Source organism: Streptomyces bluensis (assembly GCF_014650715.1).
Taxonomy (GTDB): domain Bacteria; phylum Actinomycetota; class Actinomycetes; order Streptomycetales; family Streptomycetaceae; genus Streptomyces; species Streptomyces bluensis.
The window spans coordinates 1-22,537 of sequence record NZ_BMVM01000017.1 but is presented as its reverse complement, the minus strand read 5'-3'; the positions used below and the strand labels follow the sequence as shown (position 1 = coordinate 22,537).

Here is a 22,537-nt window from a genome sequence, read left to right as displayed (position 1 = left end):
CGTCACTTCCCGTACCTACGCGGAGCGGCTGCTCGTCCAGCTGTGGGCCACGTCGACCACCAGTCGGTCGGGCAGCTGGATCACCCGGAACGGCAGCCGGGCGCGGACGCCGAGACCGATCTGTGTCTCGCCCTCCAGGCTGCCCGCGAACCGGGTGTCCCTGAAGGTGCTGTATCCGTCGACGTCCACACCGGGCAGGGGGCGGCCCACGTTCCCCGGGTAGGTGGGGGTGCCGCTGTCCGGTGCGTAACTCGGCGCGGAGACACGGATTTCGAGTACGGCCCCGCCGCCGACCGGGATGTAGTCGCCCGAACCGTCCTGGTGGAGCCGGTCGACGTACTGGACGTGGTAGCCGACGTCCCCGCCGCCGGGCACGTCCACCACCATGCGGTCGTAGCAGTCGTGCCGTGCGGTCCTGATGTTCTTCAGCGGCACGGTGCCGGTGGCGGCACCGCTCTTGGTGCCGCTGCCCCAGCCCGTCGGGCAGGCCGCGGCCCGAGCCGCGGTCGCCGGGGCGGCGCCCGCGCTGGTCGCCGCGGCTCCCACCCCGGCGCCCGCGAGGACAAGTGCCGCCAGTGCCGCTCCGATTCGTCGCATCGTTCCCCCTTGGTCGTATGAAGCTGACGCGCTGTGAGACACGCTTTTGCGTCGGAAGGTTGCATAGCGGGTCCCCGGGGGCGGGTCGGGCAAACAGGGGCAGTCGTGCACCTGGTACGCGCGGGCGCCGGTGAACTCGCGGATACCCGCGGCGAGTCCGGACGCGACGCGGGGCATCGCACGGGGCGCCGCGTGCGCGGCGTCCCCCGGCGCGCAGGGGGCCCCCGTCCGGTGAGCAGCAGGGCTACCGCCGAGCCCCGGAGCGGGAGCCCCGGGACTCGGCGCCCGCCCCTGAAGCTCCGGCCCACGGCGGTCCGACGGCGGCGGTGCGGGCCGGGCGGAGGAGCACGACGGCGTCAAGTCCCCCGCCCGGCGCGGCTTCCAGCGTGATGCGGCCGCCGCTCGCGCGGGTGAGCTGTTCCACGATGGGCAGACCGAGTCCGGTGCCGTCGTGGTGGCTGTCGGAGGCGCGCCAGAACCGGTCGAAGGCACGTCGGCGTTCGGTCTCGGTCATGCCGGGGCCCTGGTCGATGACATGCAGTTCGACGCCCCGGGGCACAGGGCGGGTGGCCACGGTGATGGTGGTGCCGGGCGGGGACACGCGCAGCGCGTTGGCGAGCAGGTTGTCGATGATCTGTTCCAGCGCGCCGGGAATGGCCCAGACGTGACCGGCCCGGTGGCCGGCGGTGCTGACGCCGACATGGTGTTCGGCGGCGAACGGCGCCCACATGGCGGCACGTTCGGCCACCACGGCGTCCAGGTCGGCGGCTTCCGGCGTGGTGGCGGCGGCCTCCAGACGGGCCAGGGAGAGCAGCCCCTGGATCATGCGGCCGAGGCGTTCGGTCTCGCCGATGGCCTCTTCCAGGCTGTCGTGGACGGCGGGGTCGAGGTGCGGTTCGAAGTTCTCCAGCCGGATCCGCAGGGCGGTCAGGGGAGTTTTCAGCTGGTGGGAGGCTTCGGCGGCGAAGGCGCGCTGCGCGGTGAGGAGATGTTGCAGACGGCCGGCGGTGTGGGTGAAGGAGGCGGCCAGGCGCCGCAGTTCGGGCGGGCCGAGGTCGGTGGCCGGAGGGTGGGTGAGGGTGCCGTCGGCGAGTTGGGTGGTGGCGCGTTCCAGGGCGTGGACGGGCCGGACGATCCAGCGGGCCAGGGCGAGGGCGATCAGTGTCACCACCGCCAGCACGCCCAGGCCGGTCAGGGCGAGGGTGAGCCAGATGTCGTGGACCCGGCCGTTGAGGACGTCGGTGGGGTAACTGAGCCGCAGGGCGCCGCGGATGGTGCTGCCGGAGGAGCCGGGGACGGTGGCGTAGCGGATCTCGGCGCCGCTGTCCGGGTCGCGGGCGGTGCCGACGGTGGGCCGGTTGCGCAGGGCGGTGGCGATGTCCGGCTGGGCGGACAGATCGGTGCCGACGGGTGTGAGGGAGGCGGAGTCGGTCAGGACGGCGCCGGTGCGGTCCACGATGACGATCCGTGCTCCGGTCCCGCTCGCGTAGCCGGTGGCCAGCTCGGGCAGCTCGTCGGTGTTGTTCTCCTCGATGCGTTCCTCGGCGAGCTCGGCGAGCATTCCGGCGTCCCGTTCGACGCTGTTGGACAGGCGGGAGGTTTCGGCGCGGGCGTACAGCAGTCCGAAGGGGATCTCCAGGCCGAGCAGCACCAGCAGGACCAGGCCGAGAAAGCCGGCCAGCAGACGCCGGGTCATGCACCGGCTGCCGGGTGCGCGCCGCCGGAGGGTCGTACGGCATCGGGGGGCCGTACGGCATCGGACGGTCGTACGGCATCGGACGGTCGTACGGCATCGGGGACGTGGAGGCGGAAGCCCACCCGGCGGACGGTCTCGATCCAGGCGGGATCGCCGAGTTTGCGGCGCAGGGCGGCCACGTGCACGTCCAGGGTCTTGGTGGGCCCGAAGAAGTGCGGGTCCCACACCTGGTCGACGATCTCCCGGCGCGAACAGACGGCCCCGGGGTCCGCGGCGAGGTGGACGAGCAGGTCGAACTCCTTGGGCGCCAGGGCGATGGGCGTTCCATGGAGGTGCACTTGGCGGGTGCGGCGGTCGATGACCAGCGGCCCCACCGCCTGCGGCGCCTCCACGGGCGGCGGGCCGCCGGCGCCGGGCGCCCGAGCGGGCAGGCCCGGCACGGCCGCGCCCTCGGCCATACCGGCGGGGGCGCCGTCGGGGGCGTCGGCACCCGCCGTGGCCCCGGGGCGGGCGCGGCGGCTGACCGCGCGGATACGGGCGACCAGTTCGCGGACGCCGAACGGCTTGGCCATGTAGTCGTCGGCGCCCAGTTCGAGGCCCAGGACCCGGTCGATCTCCTCGCCCCGGGCCGTGATCATGATGATCGGTACGTCGGAGCGCCGCCGCAGGGCCCGGCAGACGTCGATGCCGTCCATGTCCGGCAGGCCCAGGTCGAGCAGCACCATGTCCGGTTCGTCCGCGGCCAGCGCCGCCGAGCCGGTGCGCGCCCGCTCCACGGCGTACCCGTAGCGGGCCAGGCCCTCGGCCAGTGGGCCGGCGATCCGTTCGTCGTCTTCGATGAGCAGCACCTGCATGGCGTCAGGCTCACACAACCGCACCGTTCCATGTGCCATGATCACGCCAATCCATCGCAGTTCGAACGGTCGGGCCCGTCGACGGCAGGCGGGGAGGGTGCCTGCCGTCGGCCGGCCCGACTCCGTGGCTCCGGCGGCCGGATCAGCCCTCGTCGCCGGCCTCGTCCTTGGTCTTGACGACCTTGTAGGTCTTCGGGTCGAGGTAGACCTCCACCTCGCCCCCGTCGGACTTCTTGATCTCCACCGCGTACATGCCGGGATTCTCGGCGTCCTCTTCGGACTTGATCACCGTGCCGGGAAACTCGGCCAGGGCCGCGGCCTCGGCCTTCTGCTTGGCCTCGCCGGTCAGCGGGGTCTCCACCGCGTCACCGCCGCCGTCGCCCTCGGCCTCGGCCTGCGCACCGCCTTCCGCGGCCTGGGTGTCGCCGCCGGCCTGGCCGGAGGCGGCGCTGTTCGAGGACGAGCCGGAGTCACCGGAGCCGGAGTCCGAGCTGCCGCAGGCGACCAGCCCGACCAGCAGGGCGGCGGTGGACACAGCGGCGGCCAGGGCGCGCTTGGAAGCGTTCATGTCGAGATCTCCAAGGGTGTCGGGAACGTCAACGACCCTAGGAACAGGCACTCAAGCAGGAGACTAGAGAGCGGCCAGGAAACCGATAAGAAACGCCCAACCTTCTACGGGTGTGCCGCGCCCGGTGGTGGTGAGCCGCGGAGCGTGGCCAGGCGCCGCTCGTATTCCTCCTCGTCGATCTCGCCGCGTGCGTACCGCTCGGCGAGGATCTGCTCAGGACCGGGGCGGGGGCCCGGGGCGCCGGGGGAAGGCGGGGTGCCCCAGCCGGCGTGCCCGCCGCCGTGTGGTCCCGGACGCTGCGAGAGAGCGCGGAAGAACAGGACGACGATCACGACGATGACGACGATCACCGCCAGGAACAGGAGGTTGCCGAGCACCATCCACGGCCACATCCATCCGCCGCCGTGTCCGTACCAGTACATCATCGCGGTTCACTTCCCCAAGGTCCCCAGATCAGCGGCGCTCGGGGCGGGCACACGCTGCGACCTTCCTCCCTCCATGGTCACTCCGCGACGGTCGCTCCGCGACGCAGCCGTGCGAGAACAGCGGGCAGCGGGCTCAGGCCGACGCGGCCCGCTCGATCAGATCCGCGGCCGTGCGCAGCCCGTCGCGTGCCCGGATGGTCTCCGAGGCCTTGGCCAGGGCGGCCCGTCGGCCGGTGTCGCCGAGCAGCTCGTCGAGGGCGCCGTGGAGCTGGGCGTCGGTGAAGCGGTAGGGGTCGAGCCGGATGCCGTGGCCCAGTTCGGCCATCCGCTGGGCGTTGTCGTACTGGTCCCAGAAGAGCGGCAGCAGGATCATGGGCTTGCCGAAGTGGAGGCACTCGGTGGTCGTGTTGTTGCCGCCGTGAGTGATGACCAGGTCGACCAGCGGCAGGATCCGGGTCTGAGGAAGGAACTCGGCGCCCCACATGTTCGGCGGGAGGTCGATCTCGTCGTGCAGGGGGCCCTTGGAGACGATGTACCGGTGCCGGGTGCGGGCGAGTGAGGCGATGACCCGGCGCATGAGGCCGACGTCGGCGGAGCCGAGCGAGCCCAGGCTGAAGTAGATCAGCGCCCCGTCGTCCGTACCGCCCGCCGGGTCGGCCGGCTCTGGCGGCAGGGTGAACTCCTCGTCGGTCTCCCGGACCGAGGAGTCCAGCCGGTGCCAGGTGGGGCCCAGTGGGCGGGCGTCGGTGTAGTCGGCGAGCTCGGGGTAGAGGTAGAGGTTCAGGTCGCCCTCGTGGATGAACTCCAGGTCGGGCAGCGGCCGTGCGCCCTGTTCGGTCACCCAGGTGTTGAAGTCGGCCCATAAGGCGCGGTGGGTGCGGTCGTACTCGGTGCGGAAGGCGTCCCAGCCGGTGCGGTCGCCCGCCGGGTATCCGGAGAAGGGCGGGGGCACGTGGTCGCCCTTCATCTCCAGGGGGTTGCACGAGACGATCCGTACGAAGGGCACTCCGGCCGTGGTCAGCGCGGGGAAGCAGACGACGTTGTCCTCGACGATCACGTCCGGGCGGACCCGGTCGATGATCGCCTTCAGCCGCGGCTCGCAGTAGCGGGCTCCGGAGACCAGTTCCTCCCAGACAGGCTTGACCCAGGTGCCCAGCTGCTCGATGGTCGGCTTACGGAACTCGGGTGCGGTGTCCCATATGAAGTCCTTCCAGAACTGGCCCGCGTCCTGGGGCTGTTCGGGCGGGGGTGCGAGATCGACCAGGTCCTCCTCGAAGCCGAGCGGGCTGAGCCTGCCCTTCCAGGATGCCTCGGCCGCGAACACCACACGGTGGCCCCGGCGGCGCAGGACGTCTCCGATGCCGACGCAGTTGTTCGTCGGGCCGTAGGCGCTCTCCGGTGCGAAGAGGATGGTCAGGGGTCTGCTCAAGGGTCCGCTCAAGGGCCTTCTCCCGTCGTCTCAACCGTCGTCTGAACCGTGCGTCGTCTCAACCGTGCGTCGTCTCGACCGTCTCCTCGATCAGTACGGCGCTCTCCGGGTGCCAGGACAGTGCGACGCGGGCGCCGGGGGCCACGGGGGCCGGGCCCGGGGCGGTGAGCAGGACCGGCCGGTCCAGGCCGGGAACCGTGACCGCGATCCGTGAGGAGCCGCCGAAGAAGCTGATGTCCAGCACCGTGCCGTGCAGCGGAGCGTCAGCGTCGCCGTCCGGGTCGGTGAACCGGATGTTCTCGGGACGTACGGCGACGAGCCCGGTGATGTCGCCGCTCGCCGCGTCCCCGGCTGCCGCCGGCAGCACGCCGACACCGGGCACGTCGAGTCCGCCGGAGGCCAGCAGCCGTCCGGCGAAGATGTTGTTGGCGCCGACGAAGCCCGCGACGAATCTGCCCCGTGGGCGCCGGTACAGCTCGACGGGCGTGTCGACCTGCTGGACGCGCCCCGCGTCCAGGACGGCGATCCGGTCGGCGAGCGACATCGCCTCCTCCTGGTCGTGCGTGACGACGAGGAAGGTGATGCCGGCCTCGTGCTGCAGCCGCTTCAGCTCCAACTGCATCTCCGCGCGGACCTGTTTGTCGAGCGCCGACAGCGGCTCGTCGAGCAGCAGCAGGCGGGGCCGCTTGACGATGGCGCGGGCCAGGGCGACGCGCTGCCGCTGCCCGCCGGACAACTGCTGCGGCCGTCGCCGGGCCAGGGCGGTCAGTCCGACCGTGTCGAGCACCTCGGTGACCCGTTCCCGGATCTCCGCCCGGGGCAGCCCTTCGCGCGCCAGCCCGTACGCGATGTTCCTCTCCACGGACATGTGCGGGAACAGGGCATAGGACTGGAACATCAGATTGACCGGCCGTCGGTGCGGGGCCAGGGCGAGCAGGTCCCGGCCGTCCAGGGTGACCGTGCCGCTGTCCGGGGTCTCGAACCCGGCGAGGACGCGCAGCAGGGTCGTCTTGCCGCAGCCGCTCGGGCCGAGCAGCGCGAAGAACTCGCCCTCCGCGATGTCCAGGCTCACCGCGTCCAGGGCGGTGGTGTCGCCGAACCGCCGGGTGACCTCATGGATACGGATCACGGTGCCTCCGCGAGCCGGCTGATCCGCTGGGCCGCGATCACCACGGTGAAACTCACCGTCAGCAGGACGGTGGCGAGCGCGTTGATCTCCGGGGTCACCCCGAACCTGATCATCGAGTAGATGACGATCGGCAGGGTGGGGTCCTGGGGTCCCGCGGTGAAGAAGGCGATGACGAACTCGTCGAGCGAGAGCGTGAACACCAGCAGCGCGCCCGCCACGATCCCCGGGGCGAGGCCCGGCAGGGTCACCCGCAGGAACGTACTGACCTCTCCCGCGCCGAGGTCGCGTGAGGCCTCCTCCAGCGAGGGGTCGCCATGGGCGATCCGGGTGCGGACGACGGCCGTGACGAAGGCCAGGCCGAACACGGAGTGCGCGAGCAGGACCGAGTACAGGCCGAGGGTCGCCGAGATCAGCGAGTAGAAGGCCAGCAGACCGATCGCGAGCACGAGGTCCGGCAGGACGGCGGGCATCACCGACAGGGCGTACAGCAGCCGTGACCGGCTCGCGTGCCGGGCCAGCCCCACGGCGAGGAGCGTGCCGAGGACCGTGGACAGGACGGTCGCGCCGACCGCCACGATCACCGTGTTGGCCAGACCTCTCAGCACCTCGTCGTCGCGGGCCAGCGTCCCGTACCAGCCGGTGCCGAACCCGCCCCACTCGTAGGGGCTTTCGGACCGGTTGAAGGACATCGCGACGAGCACGCCGACGGGCGTGTAGAGGAACAGGTACGTCAGCCACAGCGGAAGTCGCGCTGCCGGCCGGCGCATCAGGGACGACTCCCCGTCCGGTGCCCGGCCCAGGCCTGCGCCATCAGCAGCAGGACCAGGAACGCCATGAGCGCGAGGGCCAGCACCGAGCCGAACGGCCAGTCCCGCGCGGTCAGGAACTGGTCCCTGAGCAGATTGCCGACCATGACCGTACGCCCGCCGCCCAGCAGCTCGGGGACCACGAAGTTGCCGAGGCTGGGCACGAAGACGAAGACGCAGCCGGTCAGCACGCCGGGCAGGGTGAGCGGAAGCGTCACCCGGCAGAACGTACGGACCGGGCGCGCGCCCAGGTCGGCCGAGGCTTCGAGGAGCCGTCGATCGACCCGCTCGATCGCCGCGTACAGCGGCAGCACCATCAGCGGCAGGTAGGCGTAGAGCAGCCCGACGACGACGGCCCCCTCCGTATACAGCAGCCGCAGCGGCCGGTCGGTCACCCCGACGCCGGTGAGGGCCCTGTTGACCACGCCCTCGCCGGACAGCAGCACGATCCAGGCGTACGTACGGACCAGGAAGTTGGTCCAGAACGGCAGCACGACCAGGACCAGCGCGACCGTACGCCACCGTGCGGTCAGCCGGGTGATGGCGTACGCCGTCGGGTAGCCGAGGGCGAGCGCGAGCACCGTGGTGATGCCCGCGATCCGCAGCGAGTCCGTGAGGACGCCGGCGTACAGGGGGTCGGCGATCCTCGCGAAGTTGTCACCCGTCACCCCGTCCTCGTACGCGATCCCGCCGAACCGGCCCCGCCGGAAGGCGGTGTAGCCGATCACCAGGGCCAGCGGCAGCACCAGCAGGACGACCAGGTACGAGAAGCCGGGGCCGATCAGGACGAGGCGGGCTCGTGCGCGCGCTCCGGAGCCGGTTCGTGTGCGCGCTCCGGAGGCCGCTGAGCCCGTTTTCAGCCGACGCGTCACCGGGCCCGCCCCCGCACGGCCTCCGGCCATCACCCCGCGGTGACTTCCGTGACGATCCGCGCGTAGTCCGCCGTGGCGTCCCCGAGGTCGACGGCCGACTCACCCTCCAGCAGCTTCTCGGGCGTCATGGCGAGGGCCGGATACTTCTTCACCAGGCCGGGGTCGACCTCCGCCATGGCCGCCGCGTTGGGCACCTTGTAGAAGATGTTCGAGGCGACCCAGGAGTGCGTCTTCGCGTCGAGGACGTAGTTGATGAAGGCGTGCGCCGCCTCCTTGTTCTTCGACGACTTGAGGACGACCATCGTGTCGGCCCAGAGGTCGCTGCCCTCCTTGGGGACCACGAACCCGATCCGCTTGTCGTCGGTCGGGCACCAGCCGTCCCACGCCTCCACCAGCGCGGCCTCCCCGGACTTCAGCCGGTCGCCGAACGTGGTGTCGTCGTACGCGAGGAGCCCCTGCTTGGCGTCGAGCAGCAACTCCTTGACGCGCGCGAGCTGTTGTCCGTCCGTCGTGTTCACCGAGTAGCCGAGCACCTTCTGCGCGGGGAGGAAGAGCCAGCGCTCGGTCTTCAGCATGGTGATCTTCTTCTTCAGCGCGGCGCGCGGCTTCAGCAGATCGTTCCAGCTGTCGGGCGTGTAGCCGGTGAGGTCCTTGCGGTAGCAGAGCCCTGTGGTGCCCCAGGTGTAGGGGACGGAGTAGGTGTTGCCCTTGTCGTGGGCGAGACGGGACGCCAGCGGGTCCAGGTTCGTCAGGTTGGGGACCAGTTCGTGGTGGATGGGTTCGAGCAGCCCCTGCGCCGCGAGCGCCTGCGCGTACTGGCCCGACACGAACGCCACGTCGATGCCGCTGCCGGAGGCGGCGGTCAGCTTGGCGACGATCTCTTCGTTGGTCGTGTGCTTCGCGACCGTGACGGGGGTGCCGACGGCGGACTTGAACCGGGCGGGCAGGTCCTCCGGCATATAGCCGTCCCAGTTCGACACGGTGAGCCGCTGCTTGCTCAGGTCCGCCTCGGGGTCGAGCTTCGCGGGGGCGGCGGAGCCGCTTCCGGCCGGCTCGTTGCCGCCGCCGCAGGCGGAGAGCACGAGCGCGAGCACGGCTGCCGCCGCGGCCATGGGAACCTGCCTGGGTCTTCTGACACCTGACGGTCTACGCGTACGCGACACACCCACTCCCTCGCTGTCGAGATCAGCCGGTCGTGCGGGGCAGCGCCTGATGCACCGACAGGTTCGCGGGCAGGCAGCGGTTCCGAAGTGTCGCAGCATGAGCGAATATCGGGCAAGATGCCGGAACGGGACCGTGTGCGCGATCTTTCGCCGCTCGGGCGGCTCCCCGTCCCAGCACCCCGTTCCAGGCGGTCAGCGTCCGTGCTGGTCAGCGCCCGTTCCACCGTTCCGGTGTCCCGGAGTGGCCGCCTTTTGTGGCGGGCGGGACGGATCGCGGAACAAGCTGCGGTCGTCCAAGCAGCCCGCTGGACGAACCCACTTCCGCACCATGGAGATCTCGATGCGTTCGCGCCTTGCCACCCGCCCCGCCCGCCTCGCCCGCTTCGCCCTGGCCGCCGTCGCGTCGGTGGCCCTCACCGCCACCGCCACCGCCACTGCCACCGCCGACAGCCGGAGCGAGAACGTACGGGCCTGCGCAACCAACGACCTGACCTTCACGGTCAGCGAGCAGACCCAGGCGGGCGGCTACCTCCTCGTCACCGCCAAGGCCAAGTCCGGCGTCACCTGCTCCCTGGAGGGCGTCTTCCCCTCCGCGTCCTTCGGCTCCTCCGCCGACACCGAGGTGTCGCCGGCCGAGCACGGCGTCAGCGAGAGCGTCACTCTCTCCGGCTCCGCCGCCGCCTACGCCGGCATCAACCCCAAGACGACCAGCGACAACAACGGCAGGCAGTTCGACCGGCTCCACCTGTCCGTCGCGGGCGACGAGGTCAACGCCATCACCCTCGGCCTCCCCCGCACCGTCACGGTCGACAGGCCCATCGCCACCAACTGGCACGCCGACCCCGCCGACGCCGTCCCGTTCTCCAGCTGACCTCCTTCTCCAGCTGACTTCCTTCTCCAGCTGACCTCCGCGCCGTGTCACATCGCGCCGGGCCGATCCGTCAGTGAGGTGTAACCGGCGACAACGACACAGGAGCCCAGCATGGAAGCTCGACTGAACCTCTTCGGCAACCCGCTCGCGGGGAAGTTCCTGCGGTACATCAACTCGGCGGGCAAGGTCCTCTCGGACTCGACCCTGCCGGCCGCGACGCAGGAGTTGGTGAAGCTCCGCGCCAGCCAGATCAACGGCTGCGGTTTCTGCACCGACATGCACACCAAGGACGCCGCGGCCGCGGGGGAGACCGCGCAGCGTCTCCACCTGGTCGCGGCCTGGCGGGAGGCGAAGGTGTTCACCGATGCCGAGCGCGCCGCCCTGGAGCTGACGGAGCAGGGCACCCGCCTCGCGGACGCGGCCGGTGGTGTCTCGGACGAGGTCTGGGCGAACGCCGCCAAGCACTACGACGAGGAGCAACTCGCCGCCCTGGTGGCCGTGATCGCCCTCATCAACGCCTACAACCGCCTGAACTGCATCATCCAGCAGCCCGCCGGCGACTACCAGCCCGGCCAGTTCGCATAACGGGAGTGGCGGCACACGCCCCGGGCACCCTCAGCGGAGGCCCGGGGCGTGGTGCGCGTTCCGCTGCGTGTGCGGATCGCGCCGGGCTCGGACAGCGTCACCCGGCGGGCGCGCCCCGGGCAGGAACAGGGCGGTGAGCAGGCCGATCACCATCGCGCCCGTCGCGATGAGGAAGGAGACACGGAAGCCGTGCAGGCTCGGGACCGCGACCCCGTTCACGTCGTTCGCGGTGTTGGCGAGGACCATGCCGATGACGGCGCTGGAGACCGAGGCGCCGATCGAGCGCATCAGGGTGTTGAGTCCGCCCGCCGCGCCTGTCTCCGAGGCGGGGACCGCGCCGACGATCAGGGCGGGGAGTGAGGCGTAGGCGAGGCCGATGCCCGGGCCCAGGATCACGGTGACGACGAGGCTCTGCCAGGGGGCGCTCATCAGGCCCAGGCCGGCGCCGTAGCCGATCGCGATGATCAGCATGCCGAGGATCAGCGTGACCTTGGGGCCGTACCTCGCGGACAGCCGGGCGTAGAGGGGGGTCGCGAGCATCATGGTCAGGCCGAGCGGCGCCACGAGCACGCCCGCGACCACCATCGACTGCCCGAGACCGTAGCCGGTGGACTCGGGGAGCTGGAGCAACTGGGGGAGGACGAGGGAGACGACCAGGAAGGAAAAGCCGACCATGATCGAGGCGAGGTTCGTGAAGAGCACCGCCGGGTAGGCCGTGCTCCGAAGATCCACCAGCGGTGCCTTCAGCCGCAGTTCCATCACGCCCCACAGGACGAGCACGACCGCCGACGCGGCGAACAGGCCGAGCGTGGTGCCCGAGGTCCAGCCCCAGTCACTGCCCTTGGTGATCGGCAGCAGCAAGAGGACGAGACCGCAGGACAGCCCGATCGCGCCGAGGACGTCGAAGGTGCCCTGCGCGCGGGTCGGGGACTCGGGGACGACGAGGAGGGTGAGGGCGATGCAGAGGACGCCGAGGCCGGCGGCGCCGTAGAAGAGGGCGTGCCAGTCGGTGTGCTGGGCGACCAGGGCCGCGGCGGGCAGGGCGAGGCTGCCGCCGACGCCCATGGAGGTGCTCATCAGGGCCATCGCCGAGTCGAGCTTTTCGCGGGGGAGCAGGTCGCGCATCAGGCCGATGCCGAGGGGGATCGCGCTCATCGCGAAGCCCTGGAGGGTGCGGCCCACGACCATCGTGAGCAGGTCGCTGGTCAGCGCGCTGACGAGCGCGCCGACGACCATCACCGCGAGACTGAGGACCAGCATGCGGCGCTTGCCGTAGAGGTCGCCGAGGCGGCCCGCGACCGGCGTGGTGACGGCGCCGGAGAGCAGGGTGGAGGTGATGACCCAGGTGGCGTTGCTCGGCTCGGTGCCCAGCAGGTGCGGCAGGTCTTTGACGACCGGGACGAGCAGGGTCTGCATCACCGCGACCACGATGCCCGTGAAGGCGAGCACCGGGACGAGGGCCGAGCCGGCGTCGGCGCCGACATCAGCGTCGGCGCCGGCTCCGGTGGCGGGCCGCCCGGTGGACGTGTGCGTCACGACGTTGCCGCCCAGGCGCCGAGGGCGAACCCGCTACCGTCCCGTCGGACTTCCACGGCACCCGCGCCACCGAAGTGCGCGGGGACGAGCAGCTCCCGTTCGTCGACTGCCCGCCCGAGAATCCGACGGCGACTGGCCACCGCCTGTTCCGGGGCCAGACAGGCGTTGCTGTTGCAGCAGGGCTGGAGGATCTGCACCGGGCTGTGCAGCAGATCTCCGACGAAGACCGCTCGGTCGCTCCCCGATGCGAGGCGCAGCACGGACGAACCGGGAGTGTGGCCGGGCGCGGACTCCAGGGTGAGGTGCTCGTCGATGCGGTGGAGGCCGTCCCACAGCACGGCCTGTCCGGCGTGGTGGACGGGCGCGACACTGTCCTCGTAGATCAGCCGGTCGACCTCTTGCAGACCGTTCCCGTATCCATTGTCGGGGCCGTAGTGGAAGTCGTCGGCGGCCGGAATGAGGTACTGGGCGTTGGGGAACGTCGGTACCCACTCCCCGTCCGCGTCGACGGTGTTCCAGCCGACGTGATCGACGTGGAGGTGGGTGTTGACGACGACGTCGACGTCCTCCGGGCGAACGCCGGCCCTCGCCAGAAGGCCGAGGAAATCACCCTGGCACTGGTGGAACGGCGGCATGCCCGGCCGTTCGCGCCCGTTGCCCGCTCCCGTGTCGACCAGGACGGTCCGCCCGCCGCTGCGCAGCACCCACGTCTGCAGAGCGAGGACCGCCAGATCGCTGTCCGGCTCCCAGTGGTCCGGTGCCAGCCAGCCCTCGTTGTCCTTCCAGACGTCGGCAGTGGCTCCTGAGAACATGCCGGAGGTGGGCGCGAACGGTCTGTGCCACTCAACGACCCGGATGACCTCGACATCCCCCAGCACCAAGCTCCGCACGCTCTCGTTCTCGTTCTCGTCCTCGTTCGTCATGTGCTCGACCTTAGGAAGGCGGAACGAGCCCCTCAATGCGCATCCGGCTCAATGAAATAAGAATCCGTCTCACGCTCTATACGGCAGATACGCTGGGCGGATGGATGTGGTGAGCGACGCGATCTCGGTCGTGCACCTCGGGCACCCGTGGTCCCACCGGGTGCGGACGAGGGGGAGTTGGTGCGCGCGGCTGGACCCGTACGACGGCGCGGGCTTCTACGTCGTCCTGAAGGGCAGGTGCTGGCTCCTGCCCGACGGCGGCGCCCCGGTGCGTCTCGGCGTGGGCGACGCGGTGCTGCTGCCTCATGGCGCAGGTCATGTGATCGCCGACTCCCCGGTCGACGCGGCGGTCGCGCAGGAGAAGGCGGTGCCGTTCGAGCAATGGCTTGAGGAGACGGGGCCGCGAGCCCTGCCTGATCGTGACGACACGGAGATGCTCTGCGGCAAGTACTGGCTCGACTGCAGCCGCATCCACCCGCTCATGGCGGAGCTGCCCGAGGTCGTCCACCTCCCCAACCGCGTGGGCAGCCACCTCGAACTCCGTGCCGCGATCGACCTGCTCGCCGGTGAGCTGGACGAGAGGCAGCCCGGCTCCTGCATCGCGCTGCCGAGCCTGCTCGATCTCCTCCTCGTCTACATGATCCGCTCCTGGATGACCGAGGCCACCAGCGGAGCCTGGCCCAGCGCACTGGGCGACCCGGTGACGGCTGCCGCGCTGCGGGCGCTGCACTCGAACCCGGCCGCGCCGTGGAGCAACGACAGCCTGGCCGCGGAGGCGGGCGTCTCCCGTCCCACCCTGGCGCGCCGGTTCACCACCCTGGTCGGCCGCCCTCCGATGGCGTACCTCACGTGGTGGCGCCTGATCCTCGCCGCCACCCTGCTCCGGGACACCCCGGACACCCTGGCCGCCATCGCCGGCCGAGTCGGCTACGGCAGCCCGTACGCGCTCTCCCATGCCTTCCAGAGGGAGTTCGGCACCACACCGGGGCGATACCGGGCGCAGGCCGCAGACCGATCCGCAGACCGATCCGCAGACCGATCCGCCGGATGAGTACCCGGTGCCCGCCCGGCGGTGTGGCCGCCCGGCGGGCACCCGAGGTGCGGTGACGAGGGGTCATCCCGCGGCGCGCAGGGTTCCGAGCAGTCCGTGTGCCTCGTCTTCGATCCCCGCGGCGAACCAGACGGTGCGCCTGCCACCGGACTGGTCGGTGCCGCGTTGCAGCCCCCACAGGCCGGGGATCACGATCGGGTTCCCGGCGGGGTTCGTCACGGTGCCCTCGAACCGGCCCGTCTTCAGGTCGAAGGCGTGGATGCGGCCGTCTCCGAAGTTGCCGACGAGCAGGTCACCGGCGAACTGCCCGAATCCCTTGGGCGCCGTTTCGAGGCCCCAGGGCGAGTTGAGCACACCACGGCTCGCGAAGCGCTTGAGCAGCTTGCCCTCGGTGCTGAACACGTTGATGAAGCCGTTGCCCGGACCGGCGACGTCGTCGTGCTTGGCGGCGTCCTGGAGGGCGTATGTCACGAAGACCTTGTCGCCGATCGTCTTGATGCCGAACGGTGCGAATCCGGCGGGCAGGCTCGGGTCCTGGAACCGGCCGTCGGGCGGCAGCAGCTTGAAGTTCGTGTCGAAGCTGTCGACGCGGGCGTCACGGAAGTTCGCGACGAGGATGCGCGGCTTCTCGTGCTTCTTGTCCTGCTTCTTGTTGTCCTCCTTGCCCTTCTTCTTGCCGGGCACCAGCGCCAGGCCCTTGAAGACGGCGTTCGTGCCGTCGCTGGGCTCGAAAGCGACCTGGATGGCGTTCGGGCTCACGTCCGGGTTGAACGCGAACAGGGAGCCGCTCTCCGAGGAGAAGAGGAACCGTGCGGGACCGGACTTGCCGCCGGCGCTGAAGCGGAAGGTGTCGGTGTCGTTGCGTACCACCCCGTCCGGAGCGGCGCCCGCGGGGAACTTCACGACCAGCCCGGTGTTGTTGACCGGCTGGTTGTCCAGGGCGCCCGAGTACGCCGTGGCCGTGTCGGAGCCGTTGTTCGACACGAGGATCGCGCCGTTGTTCTTGCGGACCAGCCCCCAGGGGTTGACCAGGTTCGGGTCGGTCGTCTCCGCCCTGCCCGGGATGTCGGAGACGAGGTCGCGCTCCACGAAGCCGTGACGGGTCGTGCGCTGCGTGTGCTCCGCCCCGGGCGACGCGCCGGCGAGCGCGCCGACCGTGCCGAGGGTCAGCACGACCGCCGTCATCCGTCGCATGCCGCGGCGGGATCGACGGGCCGTTGCCTGTGATGCCATGCAGGTGCTCCTGTCCAGTACGGGTCCCGACGGGACGAACTGGTAGAAGTCATCTCATGTGCCCGCAACCCTGACCGTCATCGACACGCGAAGTACCACCCTCGACGGGCCCTGCCTTCGTCCATGCGCCGCGCCGCTCCTCACCGGGGGACTCGCCTGGTGACTCACCCGGGGGACTCACCAGGTGACGGGGAGACGGGTGACGCCGTGGATCGTGGTGCCGACGCGCAGCGGTACCTGTTCCGGAGGGACGGCGAGGCGCAGGGCGGGGAACCGTCGCAGCAGTGCCGGGTAGGCCAGGCGCATTTCCGTCCGGGCGAGTTGCTGTCCCAGGCACTGGTGGACGCCGTGGCCGAAGGCGAGGTGTCCCATGCGGCCGCCCGCGACGTCGAGCCGGTCGGCGGCCGGGAAGTGCCGCGGATCGCGGTTGGCCGCCGCCAGCGAGACCGTCACGGACTCGCCCGCCCTGATCGGCCGGCCCTCGACCTCGACGTCCTCGCGTGCGGTGCGTACGACGACGAAGACGATGCTGAGGTGGCGCAGCAGTTCCTCGACCGCCGCGCCGACCGTCGCGGGCTCGCGCACCGCTTCCAGTTGGGCGGGGTTCCGCAGGAGCGCGTAGGTGCCCAGGGCGAGCATGTTCGCGGTGGTCTCGTGTCCGGCGAGGAGCAGGAGCGAGGCCATCCCGGCGATCTCGGTGTCGGTCAGTTCCGGGTGGGTGGCGAGGCCGCTGAGCAGGTCGTCGGCCGAGTGCGTGCGCTTGTGTGCCGTGAGGTCGCCGAGGTACGCCGTCATCCGGCGCATGGCGGCCTCCCGGTCCTTCTCCGGCAGGTCGAAGCTGATCAGCAGGACGGAGTCGCGCTGGAAGCCGGCCCGGTCGGCGTAGGGCACCCCGAGCAGCTCGCAGATGACCAGGGAGGGGATGGGCAGCGCGAACTCCTGGACCAGATCGGCCGGAGGCCCGGCCGCGGCCATGGCGTCCAGGTGGTCGGCGACGATGGCGGCGATCCGCGGTTCCAGGGCCTTCATCCGGCGCACGGTGAACTGGCCGGTCAGCAGCCTGCGGTACCGGGTGTGATCGGGAGGGTCCATCAGGAGGAAGAAGCCCGGCGGTGCCGGTGAGCTCTGCTGGTCGTCGGGCGGCCCCATGGGTCGACTACCACGAAACGGGACTGCTGCGCTCGTACCGCGAGGCACTCCGGGAACTGCACCGCGTCGGCGCCCCCCTCCGCACGCCCCGGTCCCCCGTCTGACGCGCTCATCCCACCTCCGCGGGGGAAGCCGGTCGCACGGCAGCCCCCGTGTCATCCCCCGTGGCCGCCTCCCAGATCCCGATCGCCGTCGTCTCCGCGAACTCCTTCGGTGACGGCTCGTTCGGCAGCTGCGCGGGCACCGTCGTCCCCTTCTTGTCGCCCGGCCGGTCGGCGAACAGCGCGACCGTCACGGCGAGCCGGCTGTCGTACCCGGTCGTCCACACGGTCCGCCGTGTGGTCCCGCCCCCCGCCCCGCCAGTGAAGAACCTCTGCGGCGCGGCGGAGCCGATGGCGACGGGCGCCGGCCCGGTTCCGGCCCGGTCGGCCGCGAGGAACGCCTCCTTCTGGTTCAGGGCGCGCCGTACGTCGGGCTTCGCCTGGTAGACGGTGCGCCCCTCCTGTGTGATGCGGGCGACGGTGTACGGGGCCGCATGCATCCCGTTCGCCGCCACCGTCGCGTACGCCGACGCCAGGCCCAGCGGGGTCGGCGCCGCCGTCCTCAGCAGCCGGCGCAGCGGCTCGCCGGGCCGCATCTCGCTGAACGGCTCCAGTGCCGTGCCCGCCTCCACCGCACCGCTCACCGCGTCGTTGAACGGCTGCCGCGCGTAGTCCGAGCCCCCGTACAGCAGCCGCACCGCCCCGTCGCCGGGCACCATCCCCACGACGGCGGTGTGCACCCGGACGCCTTTGCCGCCGGACGGGGCGTCGACCTGTTGGGTGGTGGTGTCCTGCAGCGTCAGGTCGAAGGTGGTCGACACGGTGTAGCCGCCGCTCGCCAGCTGGTCGTCGGTGATGCCGAGCCGGTCTGCGGCCTCTTTCGCGGCGATGTCGATCAGATACTGCCGCTGCCCCTCGGTCTCACCCGGCGGATAGAACCGGAACGCCGGGAAACGCGCCGCGGCCCGCTGCTTCGCCGTGATGCTCCCGCTCGCGGCCATCGCGTCGAGTACCCACTCCCAGCGGTCCTCCAGCTTCGCGGTCACCTTCGGGTCGGAGCCCGCCTTCTCGTAGTACGAGGGGATGTTGACGATGGACGCCAGCGCCGCGCCCTGCGAGACCGTCAGGTCATCGGCGTCCACGCCGAAGTAGTTGCGTGCGGCGGACTGGATTCCGGCGGCGCCACGGCCGAAGTACACGGTGTTCAGATATCCCCTGAGGATCTCGTCCTTGCTCCTGGTGCGGTCCAGCTTGATCGCGATGAGCGCCTCGCGCGCCTTGCGTGACAGTGACCGCTCCGGGCTCAGCAGCGCGTTCTTCACATACTGCTGGGTGATGGTGGAGCCGCCCTGCTGCTCGCCGCCGGTGACCGCCGCCAGCGCGGCCCGCGTGATCGCCCGGGGTGAGATCCCGCTGTCCGTACGGAAGGAGCGGTTCTCCGCGGCGATCACCGCCTCCTGGACGTGGAGGGGGACGTCGGACAACGGAACGTCCTGCCGGTCGACCGGTCCGCGCCGGCCCAGGTAGGCGCCCTTCGAGTCGAGGAACACGGTGCTCTGGGTGATGGTCTCGGGGTGCGGCTCGGGAATGGCCGTCAGTTCGTACGCCACGACGGCCGCCGCACACAGCGTCCCGATCAGCGCGAGGACGGCGAGGAACAGCCGCCGCAGACGCCGCCCCCGGGTACGCCGGAAGCGGACCCGGAGCGGAGTGCGCCCGCCGTGCCGGGACACAGGCCGCATCCGCTTCCCCAGGCGCCGCGCCACACGCGCCAGTCGGAACTCGTCCGTCCCGCTGGTACCGGCCCCGCCCGTACCAGCCCCACTCATACCAGCCCCACCTCGATCCCCGACCGCGCGGCGACCTTGCCCGAGGCGTCGTACGCCGTCACGTTCTGCTCGCTCCGGCCGCCGGCGAGCAGCGTCTTCACGTCCTTCCCGGACAGCGGAGTGTTCGCGTACCAGATGCCCCAGCCCGGACTGCCCGCCAAGGTGAGGACGGACGCGGTGATCGTGCCGGTGGGGGTTCTCACCTCGACGCGGCCCGGATCGCCGCGCAGGCCGCGGTAAAGGCCCGACAGGAAGAACCTGTCCCGCACGTATCCCACCCGCGCGGAGACGCCCGGTTCGTCGAGCGGGAGACCGCTGTCGGTCAGTCGCTGGACGTGGTGACGCCCTTTCGAAGCCGACCAGTGCCCGCCGTCGGCCGTCAGCCACATCCGCACCCCCGGCACGGCGGACACCCGCTCGCCCAGCGCCACGACCCGTACCGGACTCTCCGCCCGGCGCGCGGCACCTCCCGCACCACCTCCGGACGTCCCGTCCGTCCCGCCGCCTCCGATACCGCCCGCGGTGAGGAGGGCGGCCGGGGTGAGCAGCGCCGCGCAGGCGGCCGAGGCCGCGGCGAGGCGGCGCCGCCGCAGGGCGCGGCCCGACGCCTCGATGCCGGCCAGCGGAACCTCGGACGGGACGATGTCCTCGACGGCACGGGCGTACCTCTCCCGCAGTCGCCCGGCGTCGGCGCCGGCCTCCCTCACACCGCGTTTGGCGTGAGCGCGCACCGCGCCCACCGAGCAGCCCAGCAACTGGGCGATCTCCACGTCGGCCATGCCCTCCCACAGCCGCAGCACCAGTACGGCCCGCCGTCGCGCGGCCTGCCGTCCGCGCAGCCCGCGCAGGTGGCCCTTCACCAGGGCGCGCCGCACATGGAAGTCCGCGTCGTCGCGCGGAACACGGCGCCACCGCGCATACGTCAGCACCAGCGTTCGCCGAGCCAGTTCCTCCGTCTCACCGGGATCATCGGTGAGGAGCCGCGCCGTCATGACCAGCCGGGGCCAGTTCGTCCGGGCGTACGCGGCGAAGTCGTGCGGGGCGGGCAGCACGTCGTGTGCGGGGAGCACGTGAGCGGTCCTTCCGTTCGGGAACTCGGTTGCGCGGAACGCGGCACCAGCGGTCGCGGTAGCACAACTGCCTTACTGAGTACGTAGGTTGATCACTCGGTGAGCGGTGAGCGGATGCGACCTACGGGACCTGTACGCACGGCCGGGGCGGCCGGGTTGCAGGGCGACGGCACGGATTCCGGCGGGGCATGACCGAGGACGAGTTCGGACGCGGGCGAGCCATCGGCGGGAAGGCGATCGTGCTGCACCCGGTCGGAGCGTACGAGGCCCTTGTCCGCGTACGTCAGGCCCTCGTCGGGATCACCGAGCCGGATCGCCTGGCGGGCGAGGAAGGAAAACCCGTTCGGGCACGCAGCACCAGTCGCTGGCCTCCGCCGGGCACATGGCTGAGGAGTTCGGGCCGGAGCTGCTGTAGGTAGTCGACGAAGAGCAGCCGCACGGCCCACTCCATCGAGCGGCTCGCGAAGTCGCCCAGCAGGCGGCCCCCGCCACCGTCGACGTTGTCTGCGCGGTGGATGTAGTCGGCGACCAGCCGCAGCTCATCGAACTCCGTCGGGAGAATCCGCTTCGGAAGCTCGGGTGAAGCGGTCGGGCTACAAGTCGGGCACGGTCTACCGGGGCGTGGTCAAGGAGGGGCTGGTATGCAGTGCCCCGCCCGGCTCCCTCACCCGCCGGACGGGGCACACCGCTGGTCTCCGCGACGGGGGGAGCGCGGACCAGCGGGTCTAGGGGCGGGTTCTTCGAGCGAAGTTGATCACTGCGTATGTATCCGAGTTACCGACTTCGCCGTGCAGTCCCCACGTAGTGGGGCAAAGAGGCCTACGGTGCCGAGCGCGTTGTGCTGTCGGCCAGGCGCCGCGGGCCTGGGCCTCGGCAGTCATAGAGTCGGCTGTCGTTCTCGCGCTGAGCGTCGCCTGGGTATCGGTCAGGGTGACGGCCACCGCAACGTAGGGACTGTCCGGGATGCCGGACGCGAGCTCGGCGGCCAGGTCGCCGAGGAGATCGGCGACGGACGTGCTAAGGCCCCACGCCATGAAGCATTCCGTCACGGTGTGCATGACCTGCTCCGTCAGATGGGCTGAGGCAGGCCAGGTCCAGCACATCGACTGGCCAGGGTCCCGCGTCGGGGCCGGAGCCTGCACGGCGGAGATCGCGAGTGTGTCGTCCGGGGCGGATCGGGGCGACATCGGTGGTGTCCTCGTCGGTGTGATGGTGCGGTATTTGTGGGCACTCATCGGGTGCTCTCCACGCGCAGCTCAGCCCAGCAGCGTTTGCCCCACGGGCCGCGCGTCGAGTGGGAGCCCAGTACGTCGTAGCCCCAGCGATTGGCAATGGCGTCCACCAGTCGCAGGCCTCGGCCTGACTCCGACTCGGCCTCCACGGATCGCAGTTGGGGCACATGGCCAGGCGCTCTGTCGACGACTGCCAGCCACACCCGGGTGGGTGCGGGCCGGGCGACGATGAGGCGGATGCTGTTGCTGGCGGTGTGGGTGATGGCGTTCGTGACGAGTTCGGAGATCAGCAATGCGGCGGTCTCCGTCTGCTCTTCCAGATCCCAGAGGCACATGGCCTGTCGCGTGAGCCGTCGCGCTTCCTCCACGGTCTCGGGCACGGCTGGCTTGGTGACGTTGTAGCCGGGGTGGCCGGTCGCGGCCGGGCGAACGACAGGCATCGTCACTCCGCACCCCCGAGCTCGACGTTTGTCCGCAGCTTTTCGGCGTCCCCGTGGGCCGGGTCGTCGTTGCGCTTGGCGAAGGGACGGGCCCGCACGTCTATCGGCCGTGCACAGGCGATGGCGGCTGAGCTTGTGTTCCGAGCAGTGCTCGTCGTGCTGAGCTGCTTCTGGGGAGACGGTGGGGTCATCGCGGCGCCTCTGTTCGCGGGCGGTGGTCTTGAGGGGGCGCATCCGGGACGCGCCCGCACGAACCGTGCGTGATCAACAGACCGTGATCTGACGAGCACTCACGGGCCTTGCTTCTACCTTGCTCTAATCTGCGGTTAGTTCGCAACATTGTGAGAGGAAGCCGCAGGGGTGTACGTACGTTCTCGTCGTAACTCCCCTCCTTGAACCGCAACGTTGTGCCAGAATCCGCACATGGTCGCTGCGCATACGCCACCGCCGGTCATCAGACGGCGACTTGGGGGCTTGCTTCGCCAGTACCGGAAGACATCCGGGCGGACGCTCGCCCAAGCTGCTGGCATTCTCGGATGGGAGAACACACGTCTCAGCCGTGTTGAAACCGGCCAATATCAGATCAGGACAGAGGAGGTCTCAACACTGCTGCACGAGTACGGCATCACCGATGCCGAGACCATCGGCGAGGTAACCCGCATCATCAACTCCGGGTACCGCGCTTGGTGGGCCGCCTACGCTGATGTCCTGCCACAGGCCTATGCGGACATCATCGCCCTGGAGTCGGAAGCCGTAATGATCCGCGCCTACTTCCCGCAGCTCATCCCGGCCTTGCTACAGACCCCGGCCTACGCACACGCGATCATCTCCAGCTCTCCCCGTGCCGCAACCCAGAAGACCGCAACGGCGCTGGTGCAGGTGCGGCAAGCCCGCAAGGAGATCCTCACCAGGCCGGCGGGCCCCACCGAACTGCGCACAGTGATCGACGAATCCGCCTTGTACCCCCGGGCCGGCTCTACCCCCCGACTTGTTGCGCGACCAACTCCTCAGCCTCCTGGACATGTCGGAACGCGAGAA

Annotated in this window: 21 protein-coding genes; 4 read left to right on the top strand and 17 right to left on the bottom strand. The window is 70.7% G+C overall.

The genetic code is table 11. The features are described 5' to 3' along the window. Positions 1–15: 15 nt before the first annotated feature. From IE262_RS31290 to IE262_RS31245, 10 genes are all read right to left on the bottom strand, one after another. Positions 16–597 carry an AMIN-like domain-containing (lipo)protein gene (locus tag IE262_RS31290; RefSeq protein WP_134038597.1) on the bottom strand — a complete coding sequence of 194 codons (582 nt, stop codon included), beginning with the start codon at positions 595–597 and terminating at the stop codon, positions 16–18. A 244-nt stretch (positions 598–841) separates the two neighbouring features. Beyond that, positions 842–2,293, bottom strand: a complete 1,452-nt coding sequence (locus tag IE262_RS31285) for a sensor histidine kinase (protein WP_189878440.1) — start codon at positions 2,291–2,293, stop codon at positions 842–844. Further along, positions 2,290–3,147, bottom strand: coding sequence for a response regulator transcription factor (locus IE262_RS31280; RefSeq protein WP_189878592.1), 858 nt, complete (start codon positions 3,145–3,147; stop codon positions 2,290–2,292). Before IE262_RS31280 ends, IE262_RS31285 begins: the two co-directional genes overlap by 4 nt. Positions 3,148–3,289: 142 nt before the next feature. Further along, positions 3,290–3,715 carry a PepSY domain-containing protein gene (locus tag IE262_RS31275; protein ID WP_189878438.1) on the bottom strand — a complete coding sequence of 142 codons (426 nt, stop codon included), beginning with the start codon at positions 3,713–3,715 and terminating at the stop codon, positions 3,290–3,292. Positions 3,716–3,819: 104 nt separating this feature from the next. Beyond that, positions 3,820–4,140: an SHOCT domain-containing protein gene (locus tag IE262_RS31270; RefSeq protein ID WP_189878436.1), complete on the bottom strand. Its 321-nt coding sequence runs from the start codon at positions 4,138–4,140 to the stop codon at positions 3,820–3,822. A gap of 133 nt (positions 4,141–4,273) precedes the next feature. Then, positions 4,274–5,569, bottom strand: a complete 1,296-nt coding sequence (locus tag IE262_RS31265; protein WP_189878434.1) for a glycosyltransferase — start codon at positions 5,567–5,569, stop codon at positions 4,274–4,276. 58 nt (positions 5,570–5,627) lie between these two features. Then, complete coding sequence (locus tag IE262_RS31260) at positions 5,628–6,698, bottom strand: ABC transporter ATP-binding protein (RefSeq protein WP_189878431.1); 1,071 nt, start codon at positions 6,696–6,698, stop codon at positions 5,628–5,630. Then, positions 6,695–7,465 (bottom strand): ABC transporter permease, encoded by a 771-nt coding sequence (locus tag IE262_RS31255; protein WP_189878429.1) that lies wholly within the window; start codon positions 7,463–7,465, stop codon positions 6,695–6,697. The genes IE262_RS31260 and IE262_RS31255 overlap by 4 nt, the downstream gene beginning before the upstream one ends. Then, a complete protein-coding gene (locus tag IE262_RS31250) occupies positions 7,465–8,406 on the bottom strand; it encodes an ABC transporter permease (RefSeq protein WP_189878428.1) in 942 nt (313 codons plus the stop codon). Before IE262_RS31250 ends, IE262_RS31255 begins: the two co-directional genes overlap by 1 nt. Next, the gene (locus IE262_RS31245) at positions 8,406–9,488 is read right to left on the bottom strand and encodes a polyamine ABC transporter substrate-binding protein (RefSeq protein WP_134034187.1); all 1,083 of its coding nucleotides are present in this window, start codon (positions 9,486–9,488) and stop codon (positions 8,406–8,408) included. Before IE262_RS31245 ends, IE262_RS31250 begins: the two co-directional genes overlap by 1 nt. Before the next feature lie 391 nt (positions 9,489–9,879). Here IE262_RS31245 and IE262_RS31240 point away from each other — a divergent pair, with 391 nt between their 5' ends. After that, complete coding sequence (locus IE262_RS31240) at positions 9,880–10,410, top strand: DUF4232 domain-containing protein (protein ID WP_166681598.1); 531 nt, start codon at positions 9,880–9,882, stop codon at positions 10,408–10,410. Positions 10,411–10,521: 111 nt separating this feature from the next. After that, positions 10,522–10,995 (top strand): carboxymuconolactone decarboxylase family protein, encoded by a 474-nt coding sequence (locus IE262_RS31235; RefSeq protein WP_189878425.1) that lies wholly within the window; start codon positions 10,522–10,524, stop codon positions 10,993–10,995. 30 nt (positions 10,996–11,025) lie between these two features. On the opposite strand, the gene IE262_RS31230 is transcribed toward IE262_RS31235, so the two are convergent. Both IE262_RS31230 and IE262_RS31225 read right to left on the bottom strand, forming a co-directional pair. Beyond that, positions 11,026–12,531, bottom strand: a complete 1,506-nt coding sequence (locus tag IE262_RS31230; RefSeq protein WP_373305189.1) for an MFS transporter — start codon at positions 12,529–12,531, stop codon at positions 11,026–11,028. Then, on the bottom strand, positions 12,528–13,454 hold the full coding sequence (locus IE262_RS31225; RefSeq protein WP_189878423.1) for an MBL fold metallo-hydrolase: 927 nt from the start codon (positions 13,452–13,454) through the stop codon (positions 12,528–12,530). The genes IE262_RS31230 and IE262_RS31225 overlap by 4 nt, the downstream gene beginning before the upstream one ends. Positions 13,455–13,554: 100 nt before the next feature. Between IE262_RS31225 and IE262_RS31220 the strand changes: the two genes are divergently transcribed. After that, positions 13,555–14,505 carry an AraC family transcriptional regulator gene (locus IE262_RS31220; protein WP_189878422.1) on the top strand — a complete coding sequence of 317 codons (951 nt, stop codon included), beginning with the start codon at positions 13,555–13,557 and terminating at the stop codon, positions 14,503–14,505. 63 nt (positions 14,506–14,568) lie between these two features. Here IE262_RS31220 and IE262_RS31215 read toward each other — a convergent pair whose 3' ends face one another. The 5 genes from IE262_RS31215 to IE262_RS31195 all read right to left on the bottom strand — a co-directional run bounded on the left by IE262_RS31215 (position 14,569) and on the right by IE262_RS31195 (position 21,499). Continuing rightward, on the bottom strand, positions 14,569–15,738 hold the full coding sequence (locus IE262_RS31215) for a TIGR03118 family protein (protein WP_189878420.1): 1,170 nt from the start codon (positions 15,736–15,738) through the stop codon (positions 14,569–14,571). A gap of 177 nt (positions 15,739–15,915) precedes the next feature. Next, positions 15,916–16,887, bottom strand: coding sequence for a cytochrome P450 (locus tag IE262_RS31210; protein WP_229877632.1), 972 nt, complete (start codon positions 16,885–16,887; stop codon positions 15,916–15,918). Positions 16,888–16,996: 109 nt separating this feature from the next. After that, positions 16,997–18,757 (bottom strand): transglycosylase domain-containing protein, encoded by a 1,761-nt coding sequence (locus tag IE262_RS31205; RefSeq protein WP_229877631.1) that lies wholly within the window; start codon positions 18,755–18,757, stop codon positions 16,997–16,999. Then, on the bottom strand, positions 18,754–19,827 hold the full coding sequence (locus tag IE262_RS31200; protein ID WP_229877629.1) for a sigma factor-like helix-turn-helix DNA-binding protein: 1,074 nt from the start codon (positions 19,825–19,827) through the stop codon (positions 18,754–18,756). The genes IE262_RS31205 and IE262_RS31200 overlap by 4 nt, the downstream gene beginning before the upstream one ends. 1,231 nt (positions 19,828–21,058) lie before the next feature. Then, entirely contained in the window at positions 21,059–21,499 is a 441-nt protein-coding gene (locus IE262_RS31195; RefSeq protein WP_189878416.1) for an ATP-binding protein, read from the bottom strand. A 423-nt stretch (positions 21,500–21,922) separates the two neighbouring features. On the opposite strand from IE262_RS31195, the gene IE262_RS31190 reads away from it, so the two are divergent. Continuing rightward, positions 21,923–22,537: Scr1 family TA system antitoxin-like transcriptional regulator (locus tag IE262_RS31190; protein WP_189878413.1), on the top strand; the 615-nt coding region annotated here is incomplete at its 3' end.

What these genes read in the sequence shown, in the direction of transcription:
- IE262_RS31290 (WP_134038597.1), bottom strand. Translation starts at nt 597, where the DNA reads ATGCGACGAATCGGAGCGGCACTGGCGGCACTTGTCCTCGCGGGCGCC.
- IE262_RS31285 (WP_189878440.1), bottom strand. Translation starts at nt 2,293, where the DNA reads ATGACCCGGCGTCTGCTGGCCGGCTTTCTCGGCCTGGTCCTGCTGGTG.
- IE262_RS31280 (WP_189878592.1), bottom strand. Translation starts at nt 3,147, where the DNA reads ATGCAGGTGCTGCTCATCGAAGACGACGAACGGATCGCCGGCCCACTG.
- IE262_RS31275 (WP_189878438.1), bottom strand. Translation starts at nt 3,715, where the DNA reads ATGAACGCTTCCAAGCGCGCCCTGGCCGCCGCTGTGTCCACCGCCGCC.
- IE262_RS31270 (WP_189878436.1), bottom strand. Translation starts at nt 4,140, where the DNA reads ATGATGTACTGGTACGGACACGGCGGCGGATGGATGTGGCCGTGGATG.
- IE262_RS31255 (WP_189878429.1), bottom strand. Translation starts at nt 7,465, where the DNA reads ATGCGCCGGCCGGCAGCGCGACTTCCGCTGTGGCTGACGTACCTGTTC.
- IE262_RS31250 (WP_189878428.1), bottom strand. Translation starts at nt 8,406, where the DNA reads ATGGCCGGAGGCCGTGCGGGGGCGGGCCCGGTGACGCGTCGGCTGAAA.
- IE262_RS31245 (WP_134034187.1), bottom strand. Translation starts at nt 9,488, where the DNA reads ATGGCCGCGGCGGCAGCCGTGCTCGCGCTCGTGCTCTCCGCCTGCGGC.
- IE262_RS31240 (WP_166681598.1), top strand. Translation starts at nt 9,880, where the DNA reads ATGCGTTCGCGCCTTGCCACCCGCCCCGCCCGCCTCGCCCGCTTCGCC.
- IE262_RS31235 (WP_189878425.1), top strand. Translation starts at nt 10,522, where the DNA reads ATGGAAGCTCGACTGAACCTCTTCGGCAACCCGCTCGCGGGGAAGTTC.
- IE262_RS31225 (WP_189878423.1), bottom strand. Translation starts at nt 13,454, where the DNA reads ATGACGAACGAGGACGAGAACGAGAACGAGAGCGTGCGGAGCTTGGTG.
- IE262_RS31220 (WP_189878422.1), top strand. Translation starts at nt 13,555, where the DNA reads ATGGATGTGGTGAGCGACGCGATCTCGGTCGTGCACCTCGGGCACCCG.
- IE262_RS31215 (WP_189878420.1), bottom strand. Translation starts at nt 15,738, where the DNA reads ATGGCATCACAGGCAACGGCCCGTCGATCCCGCCGCGGCATGCGACGG.
- IE262_RS31210 (WP_229877632.1), bottom strand. Translation starts at nt 16,887, where the DNA reads ATGGGGCCGCCCGACGACCAGCAGAGCTCACCGGCACCGCCGGGCTTC.
- IE262_RS31205 (WP_229877631.1), bottom strand. Translation starts at nt 18,757, where the DNA reads ATGAGTGGGGCTGGTACGGGCGGGGCCGGTACCAGCGGGACGGACGAG.
- IE262_RS31195 (WP_189878416.1), bottom strand. Translation starts at nt 21,499, where the DNA reads ATGCCTGTCGTTCGCCCGGCCGCGACCGGCCACCCCGGCTACAACGTC.